This window comes from Paenibacillus sp. SAF-068 (assembly GCF_051967555.1).
Lineage (GTDB): Bacteria > Bacillota > Bacilli > Paenibacillales > Paenibacillaceae > Paenibacillus.
The window spans coordinates 228,464-245,063 of record NZ_JBQCJX010000003.1 but is presented as its reverse complement, the minus strand read 5'-3'; the positions used below and the strand labels follow the sequence as shown (position 1 = coordinate 245,063).

At 45.5% G+C, this 16,600-nt stretch carries 13 protein-coding genes; 2 read left to right on the top strand and 11 right to left on the bottom strand.

Annotated elements, in window-relative coordinates; translation table 11 throughout:
- Positions 1-114 precede the first annotated feature (114 nt).
- Together ACTHPG_RS18830 and ACTHPG_RS18825 are read right to left on the bottom strand one after the other, a co-directional pair.
- Positions 115-927 carry a class I SAM-dependent methyltransferase gene (locus tag ACTHPG_RS18830; RefSeq protein WP_440391004.1) on the bottom strand — a complete coding sequence of 271 codons (813 nt, stop codon included), beginning with the start codon at positions 925-927 and terminating at the stop codon, positions 115-117.
- A gap of 149 nt (positions 928-1,076) precedes the next feature.
- Positions 1,077-1,418, bottom strand: coding sequence for a zinc ribbon domain-containing protein YjdM (locus ACTHPG_RS18825; protein WP_440391003.1), 342 nt, complete (start codon positions 1,416-1,418; stop codon positions 1,077-1,079).
- Positions 1,419-1,654: 236 nt separating this feature from the next.
- On the opposite strand from ACTHPG_RS18825, the gene ACTHPG_RS18820 reads away from it, so the two are divergent.
- Entirely contained in the window at positions 1,655-2,806 is a 1,152-nt protein-coding gene (locus ACTHPG_RS18820; protein ID WP_440391002.1) for a VanZ family protein, read from the top strand.
- A gap of 173 nt (positions 2,807-2,979) precedes the next feature.
- On the opposite strand, the gene ACTHPG_RS18815 is transcribed toward ACTHPG_RS18820, so the two are convergent.
- From ACTHPG_RS18815 to ACTHPG_RS18780, 8 genes are all read right to left on the bottom strand, one after another.
- Entirely contained in the window at positions 2,980-4,437 is a 1,458-nt protein-coding gene (locus ACTHPG_RS18815; RefSeq protein WP_440391001.1) for a carboxylesterase/lipase family protein, read from the bottom strand.
- 179 nt (positions 4,438-4,616) lie between these two features.
- Entirely contained in the window at positions 4,617-5,276 is a 660-nt protein-coding gene (locus tag ACTHPG_RS18810; protein WP_440391000.1) for a lysostaphin resistance A-like protein, read from the bottom strand.
- 617 nt (positions 5,277-5,893) lie between these two features.
- Positions 5,894-6,982 carry a metallophosphoesterase family protein gene (locus ACTHPG_RS18805; protein ID WP_440390999.1) on the bottom strand — a complete coding sequence of 363 codons (1,089 nt, stop codon included), beginning with the start codon at positions 6,980-6,982 and terminating at the stop codon, positions 5,894-5,896.
- Positions 6,982-7,320, bottom strand: a complete 339-nt coding sequence (locus ACTHPG_RS18800) for a DMT family transporter (RefSeq protein WP_440390998.1) — start codon at positions 7,318-7,320, stop codon at positions 6,982-6,984. Before ACTHPG_RS18800 ends, ACTHPG_RS18805 begins: the two co-directional genes overlap by 1 nt.
- Positions 7,317-8,087: an HAD family hydrolase gene (locus tag ACTHPG_RS18795; protein WP_440390997.1), complete on the bottom strand. Its 771-nt coding sequence runs from the start codon at positions 8,085-8,087 to the stop codon at positions 7,317-7,319. Before ACTHPG_RS18795 ends, ACTHPG_RS18800 begins: the two co-directional genes overlap by 4 nt.
- A 153-nt stretch (positions 8,088-8,240) precedes the next feature.
- Positions 8,241-9,614 (bottom strand): ABC transporter substrate-binding protein, encoded by a 1,374-nt coding sequence (locus ACTHPG_RS18790; protein ID WP_440390996.1) that lies wholly within the window; start codon positions 9,612-9,614, stop codon positions 8,241-8,243.
- Positions 9,615-9,652: 38 nt separating this feature from the next.
- Positions 9,653-10,498 (bottom strand): carbohydrate ABC transporter permease, encoded by an 846-nt coding sequence (locus tag ACTHPG_RS18785; protein WP_440390995.1) that lies wholly within the window; start codon positions 10,496-10,498, stop codon positions 9,653-9,655.
- Positions 10,499-10,557: 59 nt separating this feature from the next.
- Positions 10,558-11,433, bottom strand: coding sequence for a carbohydrate ABC transporter permease (locus tag ACTHPG_RS18780; protein ID WP_440390994.1), 876 nt, complete (start codon positions 11,431-11,433; stop codon positions 10,558-10,560).
- Between the two features lie 198 nt (positions 11,434-11,631).
- Here ACTHPG_RS18780 and ACTHPG_RS18775 point away from each other — a divergent pair, with 198 nt between their 5' ends.
- The gene (locus ACTHPG_RS18775) at positions 11,632-12,204 is read left to right on the top strand and encodes a GbsR/MarR family transcriptional regulator (RefSeq protein WP_440390993.1); all 573 of its coding nucleotides are present in this window, start codon (positions 11,632-11,634) and stop codon (positions 12,202-12,204) included.
- A gap of 246 nt (positions 12,205-12,450) precedes the next feature.
- Here ACTHPG_RS18775 and ACTHPG_RS18770 read toward each other — a convergent pair whose 3' ends face one another.
- The gene (locus tag ACTHPG_RS18770) at positions 12,451-16,497 is read right to left on the bottom strand and encodes an S-layer homology domain-containing protein (RefSeq protein WP_440390992.1); all 4,047 of its coding nucleotides are present in this window, start codon (positions 16,495-16,497) and stop codon (positions 12,451-12,453) included.
- Between the last annotated feature and the right edge of the window lie 103 nt (positions 16,498-16,600).

Here is a 16,600-nt window from a genome sequence, read left to right as displayed (position 1 = left end):
ATCCGTCGTCTATCTAACCTATTGTAAGTAGATCACCTTTTGTTATGTATCTTAATATTGAACTATTTTGACGAAAAACACAAGTACCCCCTGTTTCCAGAGGGCACTTTTATGTTATTTCTTCCTCCCGATGTACAACAGATGAGACGAGATTCCCAATATGGAAGGGTCTTTGGCGGCTTCAATCATATATTGAATGAGTTCATCATACTCGCCACGTTCTTTCCAGTGTTGTTGCTGCTCGTTCGTAAGCATGGCTCTAAGACTGGATGAACCAATGAGATCAACGGTTTCAAATCCTTGTTGCTCCATGAAGGGCGTAACGTCCTGAATATTAAAATAATATGCCCCCGTAAATCGTCCTTGATCCTGATGATCGAAAATACCTTTTTCCACAAAAGAAGAGATCGCTGCCATATTATCATTCGGCTTCCAATGCTGCGGGGATTGCAGCGAATTGATACTCATGCGCATGCGGCTTTGCATCGCTACAAATACCACGCCTCCTCGCTTGGTCACACGATACAACTCCCGTACAGCAGTCGTCCGCTCCTCGTCTGTCTGCAGATGATATAACGGCCCCAGCATAAGGGAAGCATCATACGTCTCGTCAGCCATACCGGATAGCGAAGTGGCATCGAGAACATGGAATCCATTGAATTGCTTTGTCAAACCGAACTCCTGAGCCTTTTGCCGTGCAATATCCACGGAGGAGGGTGTCAGATCCGACAAAGTGACCTGGTACCCTAGCTTCGCCAGTTCCATGGCATACTTTCCCGGTCCTGCGCCATTATCCAGGATGTGACCCGTAGCAGGGAGACACGCCTTGATGTAGTGCATGTTAATGATAAATTCAATCGGTTCCCGCTCCAGTCTTCCCCATTCATCAAACCCGGAATAATATTGGATAATATGATCTCTCTTCATCACTCTGGCACCTGCCCTTTTTTAATACGTAGACCACCTAACCATGTTCAAAAATTAAATTCCAACCAGTATATATCTGCTAAATATTTCCTGTAAACCAAAAAAAACGTTCAATTCCCAATGTATGCAGAACTGAACGTTTCTTGATCTTATATCTTTTTCACGAACTCGGACTTCAACTTCATCGCACCCAGGCTATCGATCTTGCAATCAATATCATGATCCCCGTCAATCAGGCGGATATTCTTGACCTTCGTGCCCTGTTTGACTACAAGCGAGCTACCTTTAACCTTCAGATCTTTAATGACCGTAACGGTATCACCATCACTCAGCACATTTCCGTTGGCATCACGGATTACTTTTGCATCCTCTGTGTTCTCATTGTCTGCTTCCAAAGACCATTCATGCGCACACTCCGGACATACCAGCAGGTTACCATCCTCGTACGTGTACTCCGAATTACATTTCGGGCAGTTAGGCAAATTAGACATATGTATTAAACTCTCCATTCTACGATTGGCTATCCAGCAAGTATACGGGATTTCGGCGGTATGTTCCATACGCTTGATCACTGCATGAATGGATTTAAACCAAATTTAAGGTTCATGCATCCCTCACTTTAAGGGTAACTACATATGATGTAATTATTGGATACGCAATACACTAACACATACTTTTATGCCGCTATGAATTGATCATATATTTGATACCAAAGGAGTCCCTGCTCATGTCCTCATATGTTTTTCCTGTGCAAACGGCTTTTTTCATCTTTGTTGTTGCGGCCATGTTCTTGCTGGTGCCGTGGTTGATCTATGGTTATCGCAAAGACGGCTTCTTTAGCTGGTCGCGGTTTGGCGTCAGCTTTTCCTTTATCTTTTATATTCTGGCTGCCTATTGCCTCGTCATTCTCCCGTTTCCAACGACGCGAGATACCTGTGCGCAGCAAGCCGTTGACACGATCCACTACAATCTGATTCCATTCACATTTGTCAAAGACATCATGAAAGAAACACCCATGGTATGGTCTCAGCCATCCAGCTATCTCAGCATGATTCAGGGCAGAGCCTTCCTGCAAGTTCTATTTAACGTCCTGCTTCTCATGCCGCTGGGTGTATATATCCGTTACTTTTTTCAAAAGAGAGCCTTCTGGAAGTACGCCCTGCTTGGTGGATTCGGGCTTTCCTTATTCTTCGAGATCACTCAGATCACCGGATTCTACAGGTATTATAATTGTCCTTACCGCCTCTTCGATGTAGATGATCTGTTATTGAATACTTCAGGAGCGGTCATTGGATTCTTCACAGCTCCCATCCTGCTTGCCTTATTCCCATCACGTGAAAGCATTCAGGCAAGGAGCGAACAGATTGTGGAGCAGAACCGAGTGTATGCCATGCCTCAGTTGCTCGCGTTAATGATTGATGGTGCGGTAGTCGTGCTGATTACCAATGTGTTGTCCCTTTTCACCCCGTCCGATGTAATTCAAGGAGCACTGGATACATCCATTGCGATGGTCATCGTGCTGTTCTTCATTCCGTGGGTAAGGAACGGAACAACACCAGGCTCAGCTATTCTGCGCTTCCGATATGTGAATCGCCAGAGTGGATCACCCACCATCGAGTCATTATTTAAAAGACTGCTCGCACTTTACACCCCTTGGTTCGTGATTACAATCATCCGCTGGGTCAATGATTATGCCTTCACCAGTAATGAGAATGTTATGCTCCGGCCTTATCAAATATTGCTTTCCCTGGGAACAGTCGGGGTCTATATCTTAGTCTACGCAGTGCTCTTGGTTCATGTCTTGATCGTGCTCTTCTCCCGTGGGAAACGTTCCTTCTACTTCGATGAGGTGTCCCGCACGCGTGCCTCTCGTAAATAATGTTTGGTGTGTAACAATGCAATGCATAATGTCCCACCTAAATGGAGCTTACGTTCTACTTACTCTTCAGCCGGATTAATCAAAGAGGACGCTCATTCTGAGAATGAACGTCCTCTTTGATTTGAACTCTTAGCAATGATTCAGGGTAACACATACACAATAATCGGCCTGTTTTATAAACCCAACAGCTCTCGCTTGGCTGCTTCCGGATCATGTACAACCTCAATCTCATGGTTGAAGATTAGTGTCGCACGATCCTGCTCGTATTCTGGCCAGTTCACACCTGCAACTTCAGGTTTGCCGTTCTTGGCAAAGGAAATCCAGGCATCCTGTACCTTGAGGGCAAGTGCCGCCGCAGCCTCGTCAGGCTCCGCATTCATGAATTTGAGGACATGCAGGGTATTAAACACAAAGAACATTTCGATGCTGTGAATCGCTCTTTGTAACAGAGGATGTTCCGGCATCACCCAATCAAATCGATACATCCACACCGGAGCATATTTCTGCTGTGCAACAGCATATTGCAACGCAGACCGCCAGAAGAACATATCCGTCATGACTTGGGCTTGTCCGTCTGCCGTTTTTGGATAACTATCCGCGATGGCTACGCGGTTCTCCAGATCTGGTGTCATAAAGTCTACGCCCTGGACCATATCAATCTCTTTTGAAAAAGGGACATGCGGCTGGATGAATAGCGCACCCTCGTGCAATGTCGTACCAATCAGCACGGGAATGTCCTGCGCTGAGCCTTCGCTCACTGCCTGAAGCGGCACCTGTGGTAGTGTATGTCCGTCCAATACCGGTTGGAAGAATAATGCCAAACCTGCGCCGCTCTGCTGTTTGACCGTTTCACCCGCTGCAATAATCTGCTCTGCAGGGATTGTACTTAGCTTGTGTAGATTATCCGTGTCCACGCCAAGAATCTTCAGCATGCCTTCCCGCAACGCTGAAGCTTGCTCTGCAGGCATGAATTGTGAAGCTCCGCTCTCCATAATGGCACGCTGGAAGAGTCCTCTGGCCGATGGCATCGCCATTAACGCAGCAATACTCATACTGCCTGCAGATTCGCCGAACACCGTAACCTGGTCCGGATTACCGCCAAAAGCAGAGATATTATCCTTCACCCACTGTAATGCCGCAACCTGATCCAGCAGACCTGCATTGGATACATATGAATCACCTAATGGAGCCATATGAAGAAAACCCAAAGGTCCCAGTCGGTAGTTGATCGTCACAACAATGACGTCCCCCCGCACCGCTAACTGTGTACCATCATACATCGGCTGGCTGCCCGAACCGGATACGAAGGAGCCGCCGTGAATCCATACCATAACCGGCAGTCGTGTTGCTTCCTTTTCCTTAGGCGCCCAGATGTTTAGATACAGACTATCTTCTGACTCATTCGGTAGTTCTGTCAGGCCTTCAGGTTGATGATTTCGAGGTTGTATATTTTCAGGCCCAAATTGTGTAGCCTGTCTGATTCCATCCCATGACTCGGGTTGTACCGGAGCCTTGAACCGCAGCTCACCTACCGGGGGTTTGGCATAGGGAATGCCTTTCCATACGCTTGCACCGTGCAAAAGCTCGCCTTGAACAGTACCATATTTCGTTTGAACCTGAAGTTCTCTCATGCCGCTTCTACTTCCTCTCCATATATAGGTTGAATGAACGAGTACGTGCATATCATGTGTACTTATTTGAGTATAGTTTGTACGCATACTCATTTACAACTTTACCCAAACCTAGCCTCTCCGGCTACGTTTCACGTGGAACTTTATGGTCCAGACCGGATCAATCTCTATCTACATTCTTACATTAACAATACACTTAATGAGTTCCAGATCATATGAAGTAATATTCCTGGAAGCAGTGATTTTGTTTTATAAAATATACAGCAAAACACAAGTCCAAATATGGAAGTAGCTAAAAAAACATCACCGTGCAACAATCCGAAAATCACTGAAGAGATTACTAAGGACAACCATGTTCCATATTTGTTTGAGAGCGTTGAAAAAAGTAACCCTCTAAACAGTAGTTCCTCGTAGAGCGGAATACCAATACAGATTGCGAAAATAACAAAAACATTTTGAAAAGTCATGATTGAGTCAAGATCGCCCACGTTAAAGATTTCTCTCTGACTCTCGTTGGATTCAATCCCGGAACCTAGTATAAAAAAACTGGTAAAGCCCAATAATACGATTCCAATCACGATATAAAGGGTGGCTGTCCTCATTTTTATTTTGTAACACAGTGATTCACGTATGTATTTTCTGAACCTCTTGTTAAGAGCGAGAAACCACGTATAAAATATCAATTGAAATAACAGGATTATAAATGCTTCATTCACATCTTTTATTCCCAAACTCCCCAAAACTAAGGATGCAAGCATAAAAGCAATTGCAGGAAGTATCAGTAATAATCCTATTTTTATAGCTACCTCTTTCAAACTATAACTTCTTTCTAACGGCATTAGCAGGTCCACCTCTTATAGTAATGTGCTCATGGGGACTAGCAAAGGAGTTGTGCACTGCTTCTCAAACTGCGTTAAAAAAATGTTCAAGAAAGTTTCCTAGCTTTTGTCCCAATCCATAGAATCCTACTGTAAAGTAAACTGCTCCTTTTATAAAAATATTAAATGCATGAAAGATAATGATTGCCAGCATGATTATAATCAAAGGTAACATCGACTTTCCAAGTGAATTCAAGTTAATCTTGTGCATGGAATTTTAATCCTTTCAATAAAATTTTCTGGTCCTTATTCACACACAAATAAAACGAGATCATAATTAAGCCCATTACGAGTTCTTACAAGCCCAATACAATTGCCTCCTCACCTTTAAAGAAATTAATATTATTATTCTCTCATATTGCATATGACAAGAATCAGATAACAAAGGTACATTCTACCAGAGCCTAATTACCTAATCCATTAAATTATCTATGTTAGTGCTAGCTTTGTATGATATTTAGAAACATATTATTAATAAAGAGCCACCCATAAAAGTGACTCTCTCTCTAAACCACTTAGTCTTACTATAAGTTCTACTTTGGGTAGCCTTTTCGGGTACCACCCCAGGTACTCTGTTTTTAATACCCTTTTACAGGATAACGCACCGTAAACTCAGCACCCTCGATCCATTCGCCCGCGACAAAGTCCCGGCCCTTCACAACCACTCGATCCTTATATATCTCCACATGAAGTCCTTCACTGCCCTCCAGATGCTCATCCTGATCCGTCCAGAGATAACCTACGGACGACGCATTGAACATCGTTGGCATGTGGCCTGCACCATTGAACATCGTATGCTGTGCTTCCAGTTGCCAATGGGTATGGCCTGAGAAGAGAATTGCTTGCGGGTATTTAGCCAGAACGGCCTTGAGTTCCGCATCCTGATTCACACCATACCACCCCTGTTCCTTCATTGATCCAGCTACCGTATCCATCAGCGGCTGGTGCAAGAACAGGAAGATGGGATGATCCGGTGTTGCACGCTCAGACAGTTTCGCATCCAGCCATGCCAGCTGTTCAGCCGACATATCACAATCCTTCGGATGAGGTTGCTCGGTACCCAGGAATATATAATGATACCCATCAATCCAGTGATCGTGGTAAGAGCCCTTCATGCCTGTTGTGCCTTGAAAATCACTCCATCGACGTTGCCATAACCTTGCGACCGTAATGGATACAGCTTCGTCAGAGATATCTTGACCCTCCTGCTTTGAAGGTGCAGCAGGCAATGTATAGGTCCCGCCGGATAGTTGCTCAATTAGTGCAGCTGATTCAGCAGCGGTTTGTTTAGTGACCAGCTCCATATCTGCTCCCTGCTCCAACAACTCGGCTACTTCATCCTCTTTCATCTCAAGCAAAACAATCGGGGGATCTTGCCACACCACGGCTCCAATATCATGATTACCTACCGTGTACCGAATGTCCGGCAAGCTCTCCGCATGTTGCTTCCATATGCGCTGCAACTCACGATATTCGCTCGGCAGCCCCCGATCTGTCACATCACCCACATGCATAATCCCGCTGCTCCCTTGACTGAATGTAGCTATATCGGCGAATGCTTGGTCCAGATGCCGGTTATGAATATGGTCTGCCTCATCTCGCACATGTGTGTCCGTAATGACCTGGAAGCTGGCAATAGGTTGCTCTGGTGTATGTTCATTTTTCATCAAGAATCACTCCATTTCAGTCCAATAATGCCAATCAGAATAAAACCGATCCATACCATCGACGTGAGCCGCAGACGTTCACCGAAATAGTAATGTCCCACGACGCCAATAAGCGTAATGCCCACGCCAGACCAGATCGCATAGGCTACAGCCAGCGGCATATACTTCACTGCAAAATTAAGAAAGGTAAAGCTTGCGCCATAACAGACAAACATCATCACTGACGGCCATAACCGAGAGAATCCATCCGATACTTTCAGCAAAATGGTAGCACTAAGCTCCAGCCCGATGGCCATTGCCAACAGTACCCAGCCCAAATAGGCATGACTGTTCGTCATCGGCCAAGCCCACCATTCAGCAATTCATGGAAGGATTGAATCGTTCTATCCGCCAAATGGATTCTTCCCGGTTCTCCAATGCCAATCCTGTACCCTGCACCAGCAGTCCGTGCCATCTCCATGTCTCCGTCCGTATCTCCAATAACTACAGTATGCTGTACAGGTATTCCCAACCGTTCACAGGCAAGCAGAAGCATATCGGGGAATGGTTTGCCTCGCTCTACCAGATCTGTACCAATCACCACGTCAAAATAGGAATCCAGTCCCATCCACTGCAAATGTTTAATCGCACTGGGTGTATCATCTGCCGTTACGACACCCATAACCATGCCTTCACTGCGGCACTGTTCAAGGAATTCTTGAACTCCCGGTAACGGACGTGCAGGACGATGGTTCTCCATCTCTTCCTCTGCATGCGCCAAACACTCCCGAACCATCATCTTGGATTCCGCCCAGCTGAGACCCGCACGATAACCATGCCACGTCAGCACGGCATACACTTCATCCATCGTGCCCATGGCAAGCGGGCCGCGCACATCATACCCATTCATTCGACCTTGGTCATCGTGGAGCGTTCCCCAGATCTGTGGAAGTTCATCCGTGTTGATACGCAATCCCCGGATAGCTAGCTGGTCTCTGAAGTCGTTCAACACACAATCGGTCCAGAACCCCCACATGCCCGTAAAATCTAGTAATGTCCCATCCTTGTCGAACAAAACGGCTTCAGTCGGAATTGTTAATCCATCCACATACGTTCCATCTTGCATCGGTTAAACTCCTTGTCTGCGATCTTGTATGAACGGAAAGGACGGTACAGCATGTACCGCCCTTTTCGCATGAGTTACTAATCATAATACGTTTTTGCTTGAAATCCGAACAGGTTCACAACCAAATCTCGCGGAAGCAGTTCGTCGATATCGTTACTTCACAATACGATCCAGTTCCTTCTGCGCCTTCTCTTTCGCTTCCTTCAGCGCTTGTTCAGCTGGCATATTATTGATCTGCACCTGATCAGCCGCATCTTTCAATGCATCATTGATTTTGCCACCCGTTGGATCCTGGAATGGAGCCGAAGCGTGAGCTGCCTGTTGCAGTGGTACAGTGATCTGTGGATTTTCCTCACTGAATTTCATGAACTCTGGATCTTGTTGAGCCGATTGACGTACTGCGATATATCCGGTGTTCATGGACCATGAAGCTGTGTTCGAAGTTTCAGAGAAATACGTAAGCCATTTGTATGCTGCCTGTTGTTGTTCAGGCGTTGCAGCTGACGGGATACCTGCCGAAATGGCACTTGCTACCGGTTTTCCTTCACCAACGCCTTCCCAGCCTGGTTGTTGCATCGCAGCGACTACGCTAAAGTCCAAGTCACCTTGGTCACCACTAGATCCGGTATAACCTGCTGCTTTATTTTTCATCACATCATCAATCGTTTTGTACCAATACTCCCAGCCCTGACCTCCATAATGAATGCCCATAATCTTGTCTTCGTTAATCCATTTACGGAAAAGTTCCCATGTCTCGATCCATTCCGGGGAATCAATCATGACGGTTTTGCCATCATCGCTAAGAATCTGTCCGCCCTTACCCAGCACGGCATCAATCATATTGTCGCTACCCCACATCGGTTCCCAACCGTAGAAGGTGGTCTTTCCATTTTCTTGTTTGCTCATCTTCGCAGCCGCCTCAGCCAGCTTCTCCCATGTCGTCAGAGTTGCTGGGTCGATTCCGTTCTCCTTGAACGTATCCATGCGGTAATACATGATCTGAGTTGTACCGTACATTGGCAAAAAGTATTGTTTACCATCCACCTGTCCCTGGTTCAGGAATGTCTGGATGAAATCATCTTTCTTAAAATTCGGATCAGCAGCAATCATCTCATCCATAGGCGCATAATATCCTTTGCGTGCCCAGTCTATATTGGAGCTAAGTACCGCGGCTGGAACATTCTTGGAAGCAATCGCTGCTTGCAGCTTCTGTTCCGTCTCCGTGTAATCTGCTTGTACAATTCCTTTTACAACGACTTCGTTCTGGGAGGCGTTGAATGCATCAATCGTCTTTTTCATGTTATCACCCAGATTACCACCCAGACCATACCAGAACTCGATCTCAACCGGATCTTTGGCCTGAACTTCGGTTCCACTGGCAGCAGCCGTTGTGCCTGATTCTGCGGGTGCTTGTGTTCCACAAGCGGTCAACAGAGCAAAGCTGGTCGCGAGTACCAGCGACATGCCACCCTTCCAGTTCAACCTCAATCTCTTCTTCCATGTCATGCTTGCCTGACTCCAATTCATTGTCGTTCCTCCCGTTTTAGGTGAAATGGTAATTCATATCAGTTCTTGTTCACACCTGCCGTGATATTCACGCTCTGCATGATCGTCTTCTGGGTGAACAGGAAGAGAATAAGCAGCGGTGCGATCGTGAAGGCACTCGCAGCCATAATCTGTGGCCAAGCCAGGCCATATGCCCCGCCTTCTACAAAGAAGCTGCGCAGACCCGCCGATACCAGCTGTAAATCAGGGTCTTTGGTGATGAGCATCGGCCAGAAATAGTTGTTGTACTGTTCAATAAACGTAATCAGCACCATCACGGCGAAGCTTGAGCGAACAAGCGGCGTGATAATCGTCCAGAGAATCCGGAAGTGGGATGCACCGTCCAGCTGTCCGGCTTCCACCAATTCATGAGATACCTGCATGAACGCCTGCCGGATCAGGAAGATCGAGAACACGCTGACACAGTTGGAGACAATTAAGCCTGTGTAGGAATCCAGCAAGTTGAGCTCACTAAGTACCAGGTAACTAGGCAGATACACGGCTGTACTTGGTATCATATAACCCACCAGTATCAGGGAGGTCAGTACACCTTTGAGACGGAATTTCATATGGGTCAGGGCGTATGCCATCATACTGGAGTTGACGATCTGAAATAGACAGATGGCTAAGGCCACCCCGGTACTATTCAGGATGTAACGGGCAAATGGTGCCGCATTCCAGGCATCCACATAGTTGCTCCACAGGAACGTCTCCGGCCAGAAGGTCGGCGGGAACTGCCAGATCTCGTCATTGGTTTTGAATCCGCTAATGACCATCCAATAGAAGGGAAAAGCTGTACCCAGTGCGATAACGGCTAACAGCAGATAGCGGATGATTTTACTTATTTTAAAATTTGGTTGTGACACGTTCTGCAACTCCTTGCGCTTCATCCGTTTAGACTTTTTGGTAGGCCATGTCATTGTCATTAGTAGTGCACCAGACGTCTGCCAAGCAGGAAGGATACACCCGACAGCAAGACGCAGATCAGAATAATCACAACGGCGATGGAAGAAGCTTCACCTACGTTAAAGGATTCGAATGCAGACTGGTAATACATGTACAGTAACGTTCTCGTTGAACCCGCCGGCCCACCTTGCGTCATGACATTAATTTGGTCATAGGCTTGCAAGGACTGGATCGTAAGAATAATCGAGAGAAAGAATGTTGTTGGTGAGATGAGCGGTAACGTGATGCTTCTGAACTTGTCCCAACCATTTGCCCCATCGATCGAAGCTGCTTCGAGCAGATCAGACGGCAGATTTCGTAATGCAACCAGATAAAATACCATCGCCCACCCAATCGACTTCCAGAGGGTGACGATCAGAACAGCAACCAGTGCCCAGTTCGCATCACGCAACCAGCCGATCGGAGATACACCAGCCCAACCCAGCATAAGATTAGCGAGCCCCACTTCAGGCTCGAAGATCCAGGACCACGCAATGGACACCGCAACTGTTGGGGTAACCCATGGTGAGAAGAGTAATGTTCGGAAGATACCGGATGATTTGATTTTGCTATTCATGAGCATCGCAAGCGCCAATCCGCCTACAATGGTTGGGATTACACTTCCCAGTCCGAATAACAAGGTGACTTTCAATGACCGATAGAATTCAGAGTTAGTCAGCAGATAACTGTAATTGTCCAGTCCAACGAACAGCTTGTCCGGGCTCATGAAGTCCCAGTCGGTGAAGCTGAGATACACGATATATCCCAGAGGTCCCAGCCAGAAGATCAGCAATGGGATTAGAGCTGGCAGCGTGAATAGTACCGCCTCAGACTCCCTCCATAGTTTTAAACGCAAATCCCCCACTCCTTACTGTCCAATTTTTCTTTAATGATTGGGAATTTTTGAGTATAATCAGCTTTATATTTCTTCTGTACAAAATTGATTGTACACTCGGATTGAAAATTCTAATTCCGGCTTATGTTAAAATTGAAGCAAGTCATGTAAAATATGAGGCAGCAAGTGGGAACGCTATCATAAACCAGAGGTGACATTGTGGGAAAAGAAACTGCCGGGAACCTGAATCAATCTTCGTTATCTGATCGGCATGCGCTGAGGGAGAGAGTCATTGAGGCCATCGCCAATACGATGGATCTGTATGGAGTTAATCATACATTTGGCAAATTATACGGCATTATGTATTTCGAAGATCGACCGATGACACTTGAAGAGATGAAGACCTCGATGAATATGAGCAAGAGCAACATGAGCTATGCGGTTCGGTCACTTACGGAGTCGCAGATGATCTATAAATTGGAGGAGAAGAAGGATCGTCAGGATCAGTATCTGGCTGAGACCGACTTTTATCGTACATTCCAGAATTTTTTTGGTTCGAAGCTGCAGCGGGAAGTGGATGTGATGTTGGAAGGCATTCGTGAGGTTGTTCCTGACCTGTCCGCCATGATTCTTTCGGAGCATACCTCTTCCGAAGATCGAGATGATGCACTGCGTGATCTGCACAAACTCCAACACGCTGAGCAATATTACGTCTGGTTACAAGGATTCGTGGATCAGTTGCGTGACGGTAAGTTCTATGAAAATGCTGCACACTCCCCCAACAAAGATTAGGCGACTGCGCTGTGTTATCCTTGTACAAATTATCTAGAGGCTGGTCCAAGCACTAACGAACTGTACAAGCCTTATATGGCGGAAATAATCGCGATACCAACTCTAACGAACCCGTGAGAAGCTATTATAGAAGAATAACGCAAAAAGAGCTGTCCCAAGCCAATGTATGGCTTTTGGAACAGCTCTTTCTTCTATCTATTCTATTCCCCTGCTATCCTGTTACCTTGTATTTATCTGTGAACGTAATTACTTCTGCGCTGCCGCTTCAATATCTGCATATGCCCAGTGTGTTGCTGGTACATCGCTGAACGTTGGCACAACTGCGCCAGTGAGTGGGGTGCGGTTGAACAATACGTTCAACACTTTCACCGCTTCTGCACGCGTCAGCTTGCTATCCGGTCTGAATGTACCATCGTTGTATCCGACCATCAGGCCAGCATTTTGCACGTATGCAATCGCATCGGTTGCCCACAGGTCTGCGGATACATCTGAGAAGGAAACTTCTGTGCCATTCACGATTGTAGTAGTAGATTGTTGCTGCATCCAACGATAAGCAATCGTCGCCATCTGTGCACGGGTAATCGAGCCTTCCGGTGCAAATTGGGTGTTGCTCATACCGTTCATGATGCCGGCAGATTGCGCTTTTTGAATCTCGCTGGTTGCCCAGTGTGTCGCAGATACATCCTTGTAGCTAACGCTAGTGGTGGAACCTGCTGCTGCCGCTTCATTCGACAGATTACGAGCCAGCATGGCTGCCATTTGTGCACGTGTTACGAATGCATCTGGGCGGAAATCTGCACCAAAACCTTGAATGTACGGTTGGTTTTTACCTTGTGAAGCTTTCAGCCCATCCACCACAACGAGGGTGAATGTACTGAATTTCGTTACGGTAAACTCAATGCCTTCGCTGTTATCCGCGAGTTGCACCAGTTTGCCTTGAATCAATTCTTTTGTGCCGTCACTGTGTTCGATGTAGATCGCCAGGTTGTCCAATGCTTGCTGACGAGCAGCCGCATCCGTCGGCAGACTATCACGCAGTGGCAACGTCAACGTCACTTCGCGGCTCTGCATATTCGTGTCGATTTCAACCGGACGAGCCAGTACACGCACATTGGTATTCGGAGCCACTTGCTGAATCAACTGCTCTTTCTTAGCACGCTCTTCGACTTCTTTTCGCTCCGATTCTTTTTTCAGCGGAACCACACGGAAGTACAGATCTTGATCGAATCCGGCGATGGAATTCGTCGGCACGGAAATCACTACATTTTCAGTGGAAATTTCGAGTTTCAGCGAACCATCATTCAATTCTTTTACGGCTGCCTTAGGCAGTTCAATCCGTGTCTCGGACACGGCATCTTTGGTGTCTGGAATGACAATGCGTGCAGTGTTCATGTTCAATTGCTTCGCTTTTTCCACCGATTCCTTGGCAATCGCTTCGGTCATTTTCACCAAATCTTTAATGATGCCATTCGTTTCGGTTGTACGGGTGATCGGTGTTTTGGTCAAGTTGGTGCCGTTCGTTCCATTAACATCGACCACGATCTGTTCTTGTTTCGTTGTTGGTGCAGGTGTAGATGTTACAGGCGCTGTCGCAGATGATCCGCCACCTGTGTTTCCACCCGGGTTAGGGGTTGGAGTATTTCCATTGTCTGTGCTGCTATCACCGTTCTGTGTAAAGACAATCTTCACAGCGCGGCCTGGCAGTTCATCTCTGATTGCTTTGTAACGAACCCATACCGTTTTGTTACCGCTAAGATCAAGTTTCTGAATATTAGCCAGATCCAACCAGTGCAACTTGTTGTCAAAGGAAATTTCCATCGTGTCGTCCAAGCCCGTTAGGGTGTTATTGATGTCATTCCCCTTCACATTAGGAGCTGTAAAGAATCGATCAAATACATACTGTAGATTCTCAACAGTCTCGTAGCTGTCTTGTTCAGTAAGCATCCACTCTGCCAATTCCTTTTGGTCTTCAGGACTCAGCTCTGCTCTTTTGGATAAATCAAGAGCACCTGTACGATCAAATTTGTATTTGTTGAAGAATGCTTCACCTGTAATGTAGTCATTCATAGCTGAATCAAGCCATTGATCCATTCGATTAACCTTGGTAGCCTTATCGATTGACTGGTATGGCGTAGTCAAGTGCCCCAGCACAACCATAGGTTCCACGATATCCCCTTGGTAATTCCCTTCTAACCTCTCATAAGCTATTGAATACAAGTATCTGTAGGCAAACACACTTTTGTCTACTTCGTTGGTACGTTTCAAGTATTCTTGACCAATACTACGATATTCTTCGCTTTGTTGATCATTAAAGGATGCTGGCAAATTGGCCAACTTCTGCGCAAGTGCATCCAGCTTGTTTTTAAGAGTAACAAGTTCCTTTTGCTCCCAAACCGATTGTGCGAGGACACCCAGTTCAATCATGTATTGAACCTGTTCTTTATTTTTGAACTCTTTACTTACATATTGAATCAGGAATCCTGCAATGAAATTTCTAACCTGCGGGGTTAAAGCGCCGTAGCCATCCGGCAGAGTAATACCCAGAGCCGGGTTTTCCATCGCGACACGCATAGCATCTCTATCAAAGTTGCTTTTTGCAATATTTAAGGCAGTCAGTGGATCGGTCTCGTTATCATCAGGGAAAAATTTATTAAATGCAGTCTGAATTTCTTCAAAACTTGCATATCCACCAAGTGGTCTCTCGCTAAGCATATGGTCTGCCAGTTGTTCTTGCTCTTCAGAAGTGAGATTATCCAATTTGCTAACATCCAAAGGGAACTTCCCAAGTGGAATCTCCACGTCTTCATCGGAGTTGTATGTCTCAATATCTCCCTGAATTTCTAACATATTTATTAACTTTTTCAACATTTCTTCTGATGTTTCTACTTTGTTAATAAAAGGGGTATCATCCAAGGCTGATTCTGTATAATACAGTATATCTGAGATATCAAGATTTCTTGTGAGTTTGCGCTCATATCTAAAAGCTGCCATACGTCTTTCAACTTCGGAGGAATTGAGATAATAGTTAATATGTTCATAGTATTCATCATCTGCTTCTATATCATTGAATTGTTGGTGTATTCGCTCGGCTTGTTTATTAAAAAATGCATCAAGGATTTCTCTGGAGTCAGTTCCTCCAATTTTCTGAGGAAGCTCCAAGGCTTGCAAGGCCAACTGCACTACATATTGGACTTGTTCCTTACTCTCATACCTACTAGATGCTGGCGTACTTGATTCCTCCAACATATACTTTGCAATGTCAGATTGTTCTTCCTCAGATAATGAGTCAAAATCCGGAGTAGCAATGAAATTTTTGTTGCTAAGCAGCTCTATTACTTCTGGGATGAAATCGGTAATATGATCTTGAACTTTTTTCTCTTTGATATCGTTAAATTGCTCCAACAAGGCTGAACTATTGGGTTCGAAAAAAGCATCAAACGTGGTTTGAACTTCAGATACTGTTCCATAACCGCTTTGCGGCTTATGATCAATCATCCACTGAGCCAGCTCGGATTTTTTGGTTGTATCATTCTGGATGGTCGACATTTTCCTCATATTGACGGGGAAAATATACAATTGAAGGCTAGGGTTATCCCCAGCAAAAATCATACTTGTAAAGTGGTTCCAATACATTGCATTTAGTACAGCCTCCATATCTGTAACATTGCTCGCTTTATTAATTGGGAGGTATTCTGATAGAGTCACGATCAAGGCTTGGAGTTGACCATTATAATAGATGGCCTTTTCAAAATTCCCCAGAGCAGGTTCAAACATCAAAATATTAGTATACATCCCTTTATCAGCACCGCTTAAAATGCGGTAGGCAGCACTGGCCTCAACCATCGGTTCTGCTTGATCTGTAGGAAGAAATTCCTCAGCATGACTATACAAATCGTATATCCCTTTCAGAAGGTTCTCTGCAGTATCTGGATACTTCTCTTTAGGAAATTTCACTAATTCATATAGAAGTGCAAAAACATACTCCACTTGGTTTTGACTCTCATAATTCATTCCCAGTGGAAGCAGCATGACCATGCCTCTGGCAATTTCATATTTTTGATTGTCGTTCAATGCTTCATAGTCTTCAGGCAGTGTAATTAAATCTTGTTGTTCAAGTAGATTCTGAACATGGGTCACCGTCGTACCTTCATCCGACTCAATATACATCGCTCTCTCCAAATTAAGTTGGTCCAATGGAGTAACCGGGTCAGCACTTGCCACCCCACCCACACTAACCACCTGTAACAACAGAACCGCAATTAAAAGGCAGCTTATCAGCTTTCTGTAATTCATGTACTTGATCCTCCCGATCTCATGTTTTTTTACATATAAATTCATTACCTCTGATACGTAAGGCCTATTGTATTGCACTGCAATAAACAGAATCTAAACAAAA

Coding starts and splice junctions, on each gene's coding strand:
- ACTHPG_RS18795 (WP_440390997.1), bottom strand. CDS start 8,087: ATGCAAGATGGAACGTATGTGGATGGATTAACAATTCCGACTGAAGCC.
- ACTHPG_RS18805 (WP_440390999.1), bottom strand. CDS start 6,982: ATGAAAAATGAACATACACCAGAGCAACCTATTGCCAGCTTCCAGGTC.
- ACTHPG_RS18815 (WP_440391001.1), bottom strand. CDS start 4,437: ATGAGAGAACTTCAGGTTCAAACGAAATATGGTACTGTTCAAGGCGAG.
- ACTHPG_RS18825 (WP_440391003.1), bottom strand. CDS start 1,418: ATGTCTAATTTGCCTAACTGCCCGAAATGTAATTCGGAGTACACGTAC.
- ACTHPG_RS18820 (WP_440391002.1), top strand. CDS start 1,655: ATGTCCTCATATGTTTTTCCTGTGCAAACGGCTTTTTTCATCTTTGTT.
- ACTHPG_RS18790 (WP_440390996.1), bottom strand. CDS start 9,614: ATGAATTGGAGTCAGGCAAGCATGACATGGAAGAAGAGATTGAGGTTG.
- ACTHPG_RS18830 (WP_440391004.1), bottom strand. CDS start 927: ATGAAGAGAGATCATATTATCCAATATTATTCCGGGTTTGATGAATGG.
- ACTHPG_RS18810 (WP_440391000.1), bottom strand. CDS start 5,276: ATGCCGTTAGAAAGAAGTTATAGTTTGAAAGAGGTAGCTATAAAAATA.
- ACTHPG_RS18800 (WP_440390998.1), bottom strand. CDS start 7,320: ATGACGAACAGTCATGCCTATTTGGGCTGGGTACTGTTGGCAATGGCC.
- ACTHPG_RS18770 (WP_440390992.1), bottom strand. CDS start 16,497: ATGAATTACAGAAAGCTGATAAGCTGCCTTTTAATTGCGGTTCTGTTG.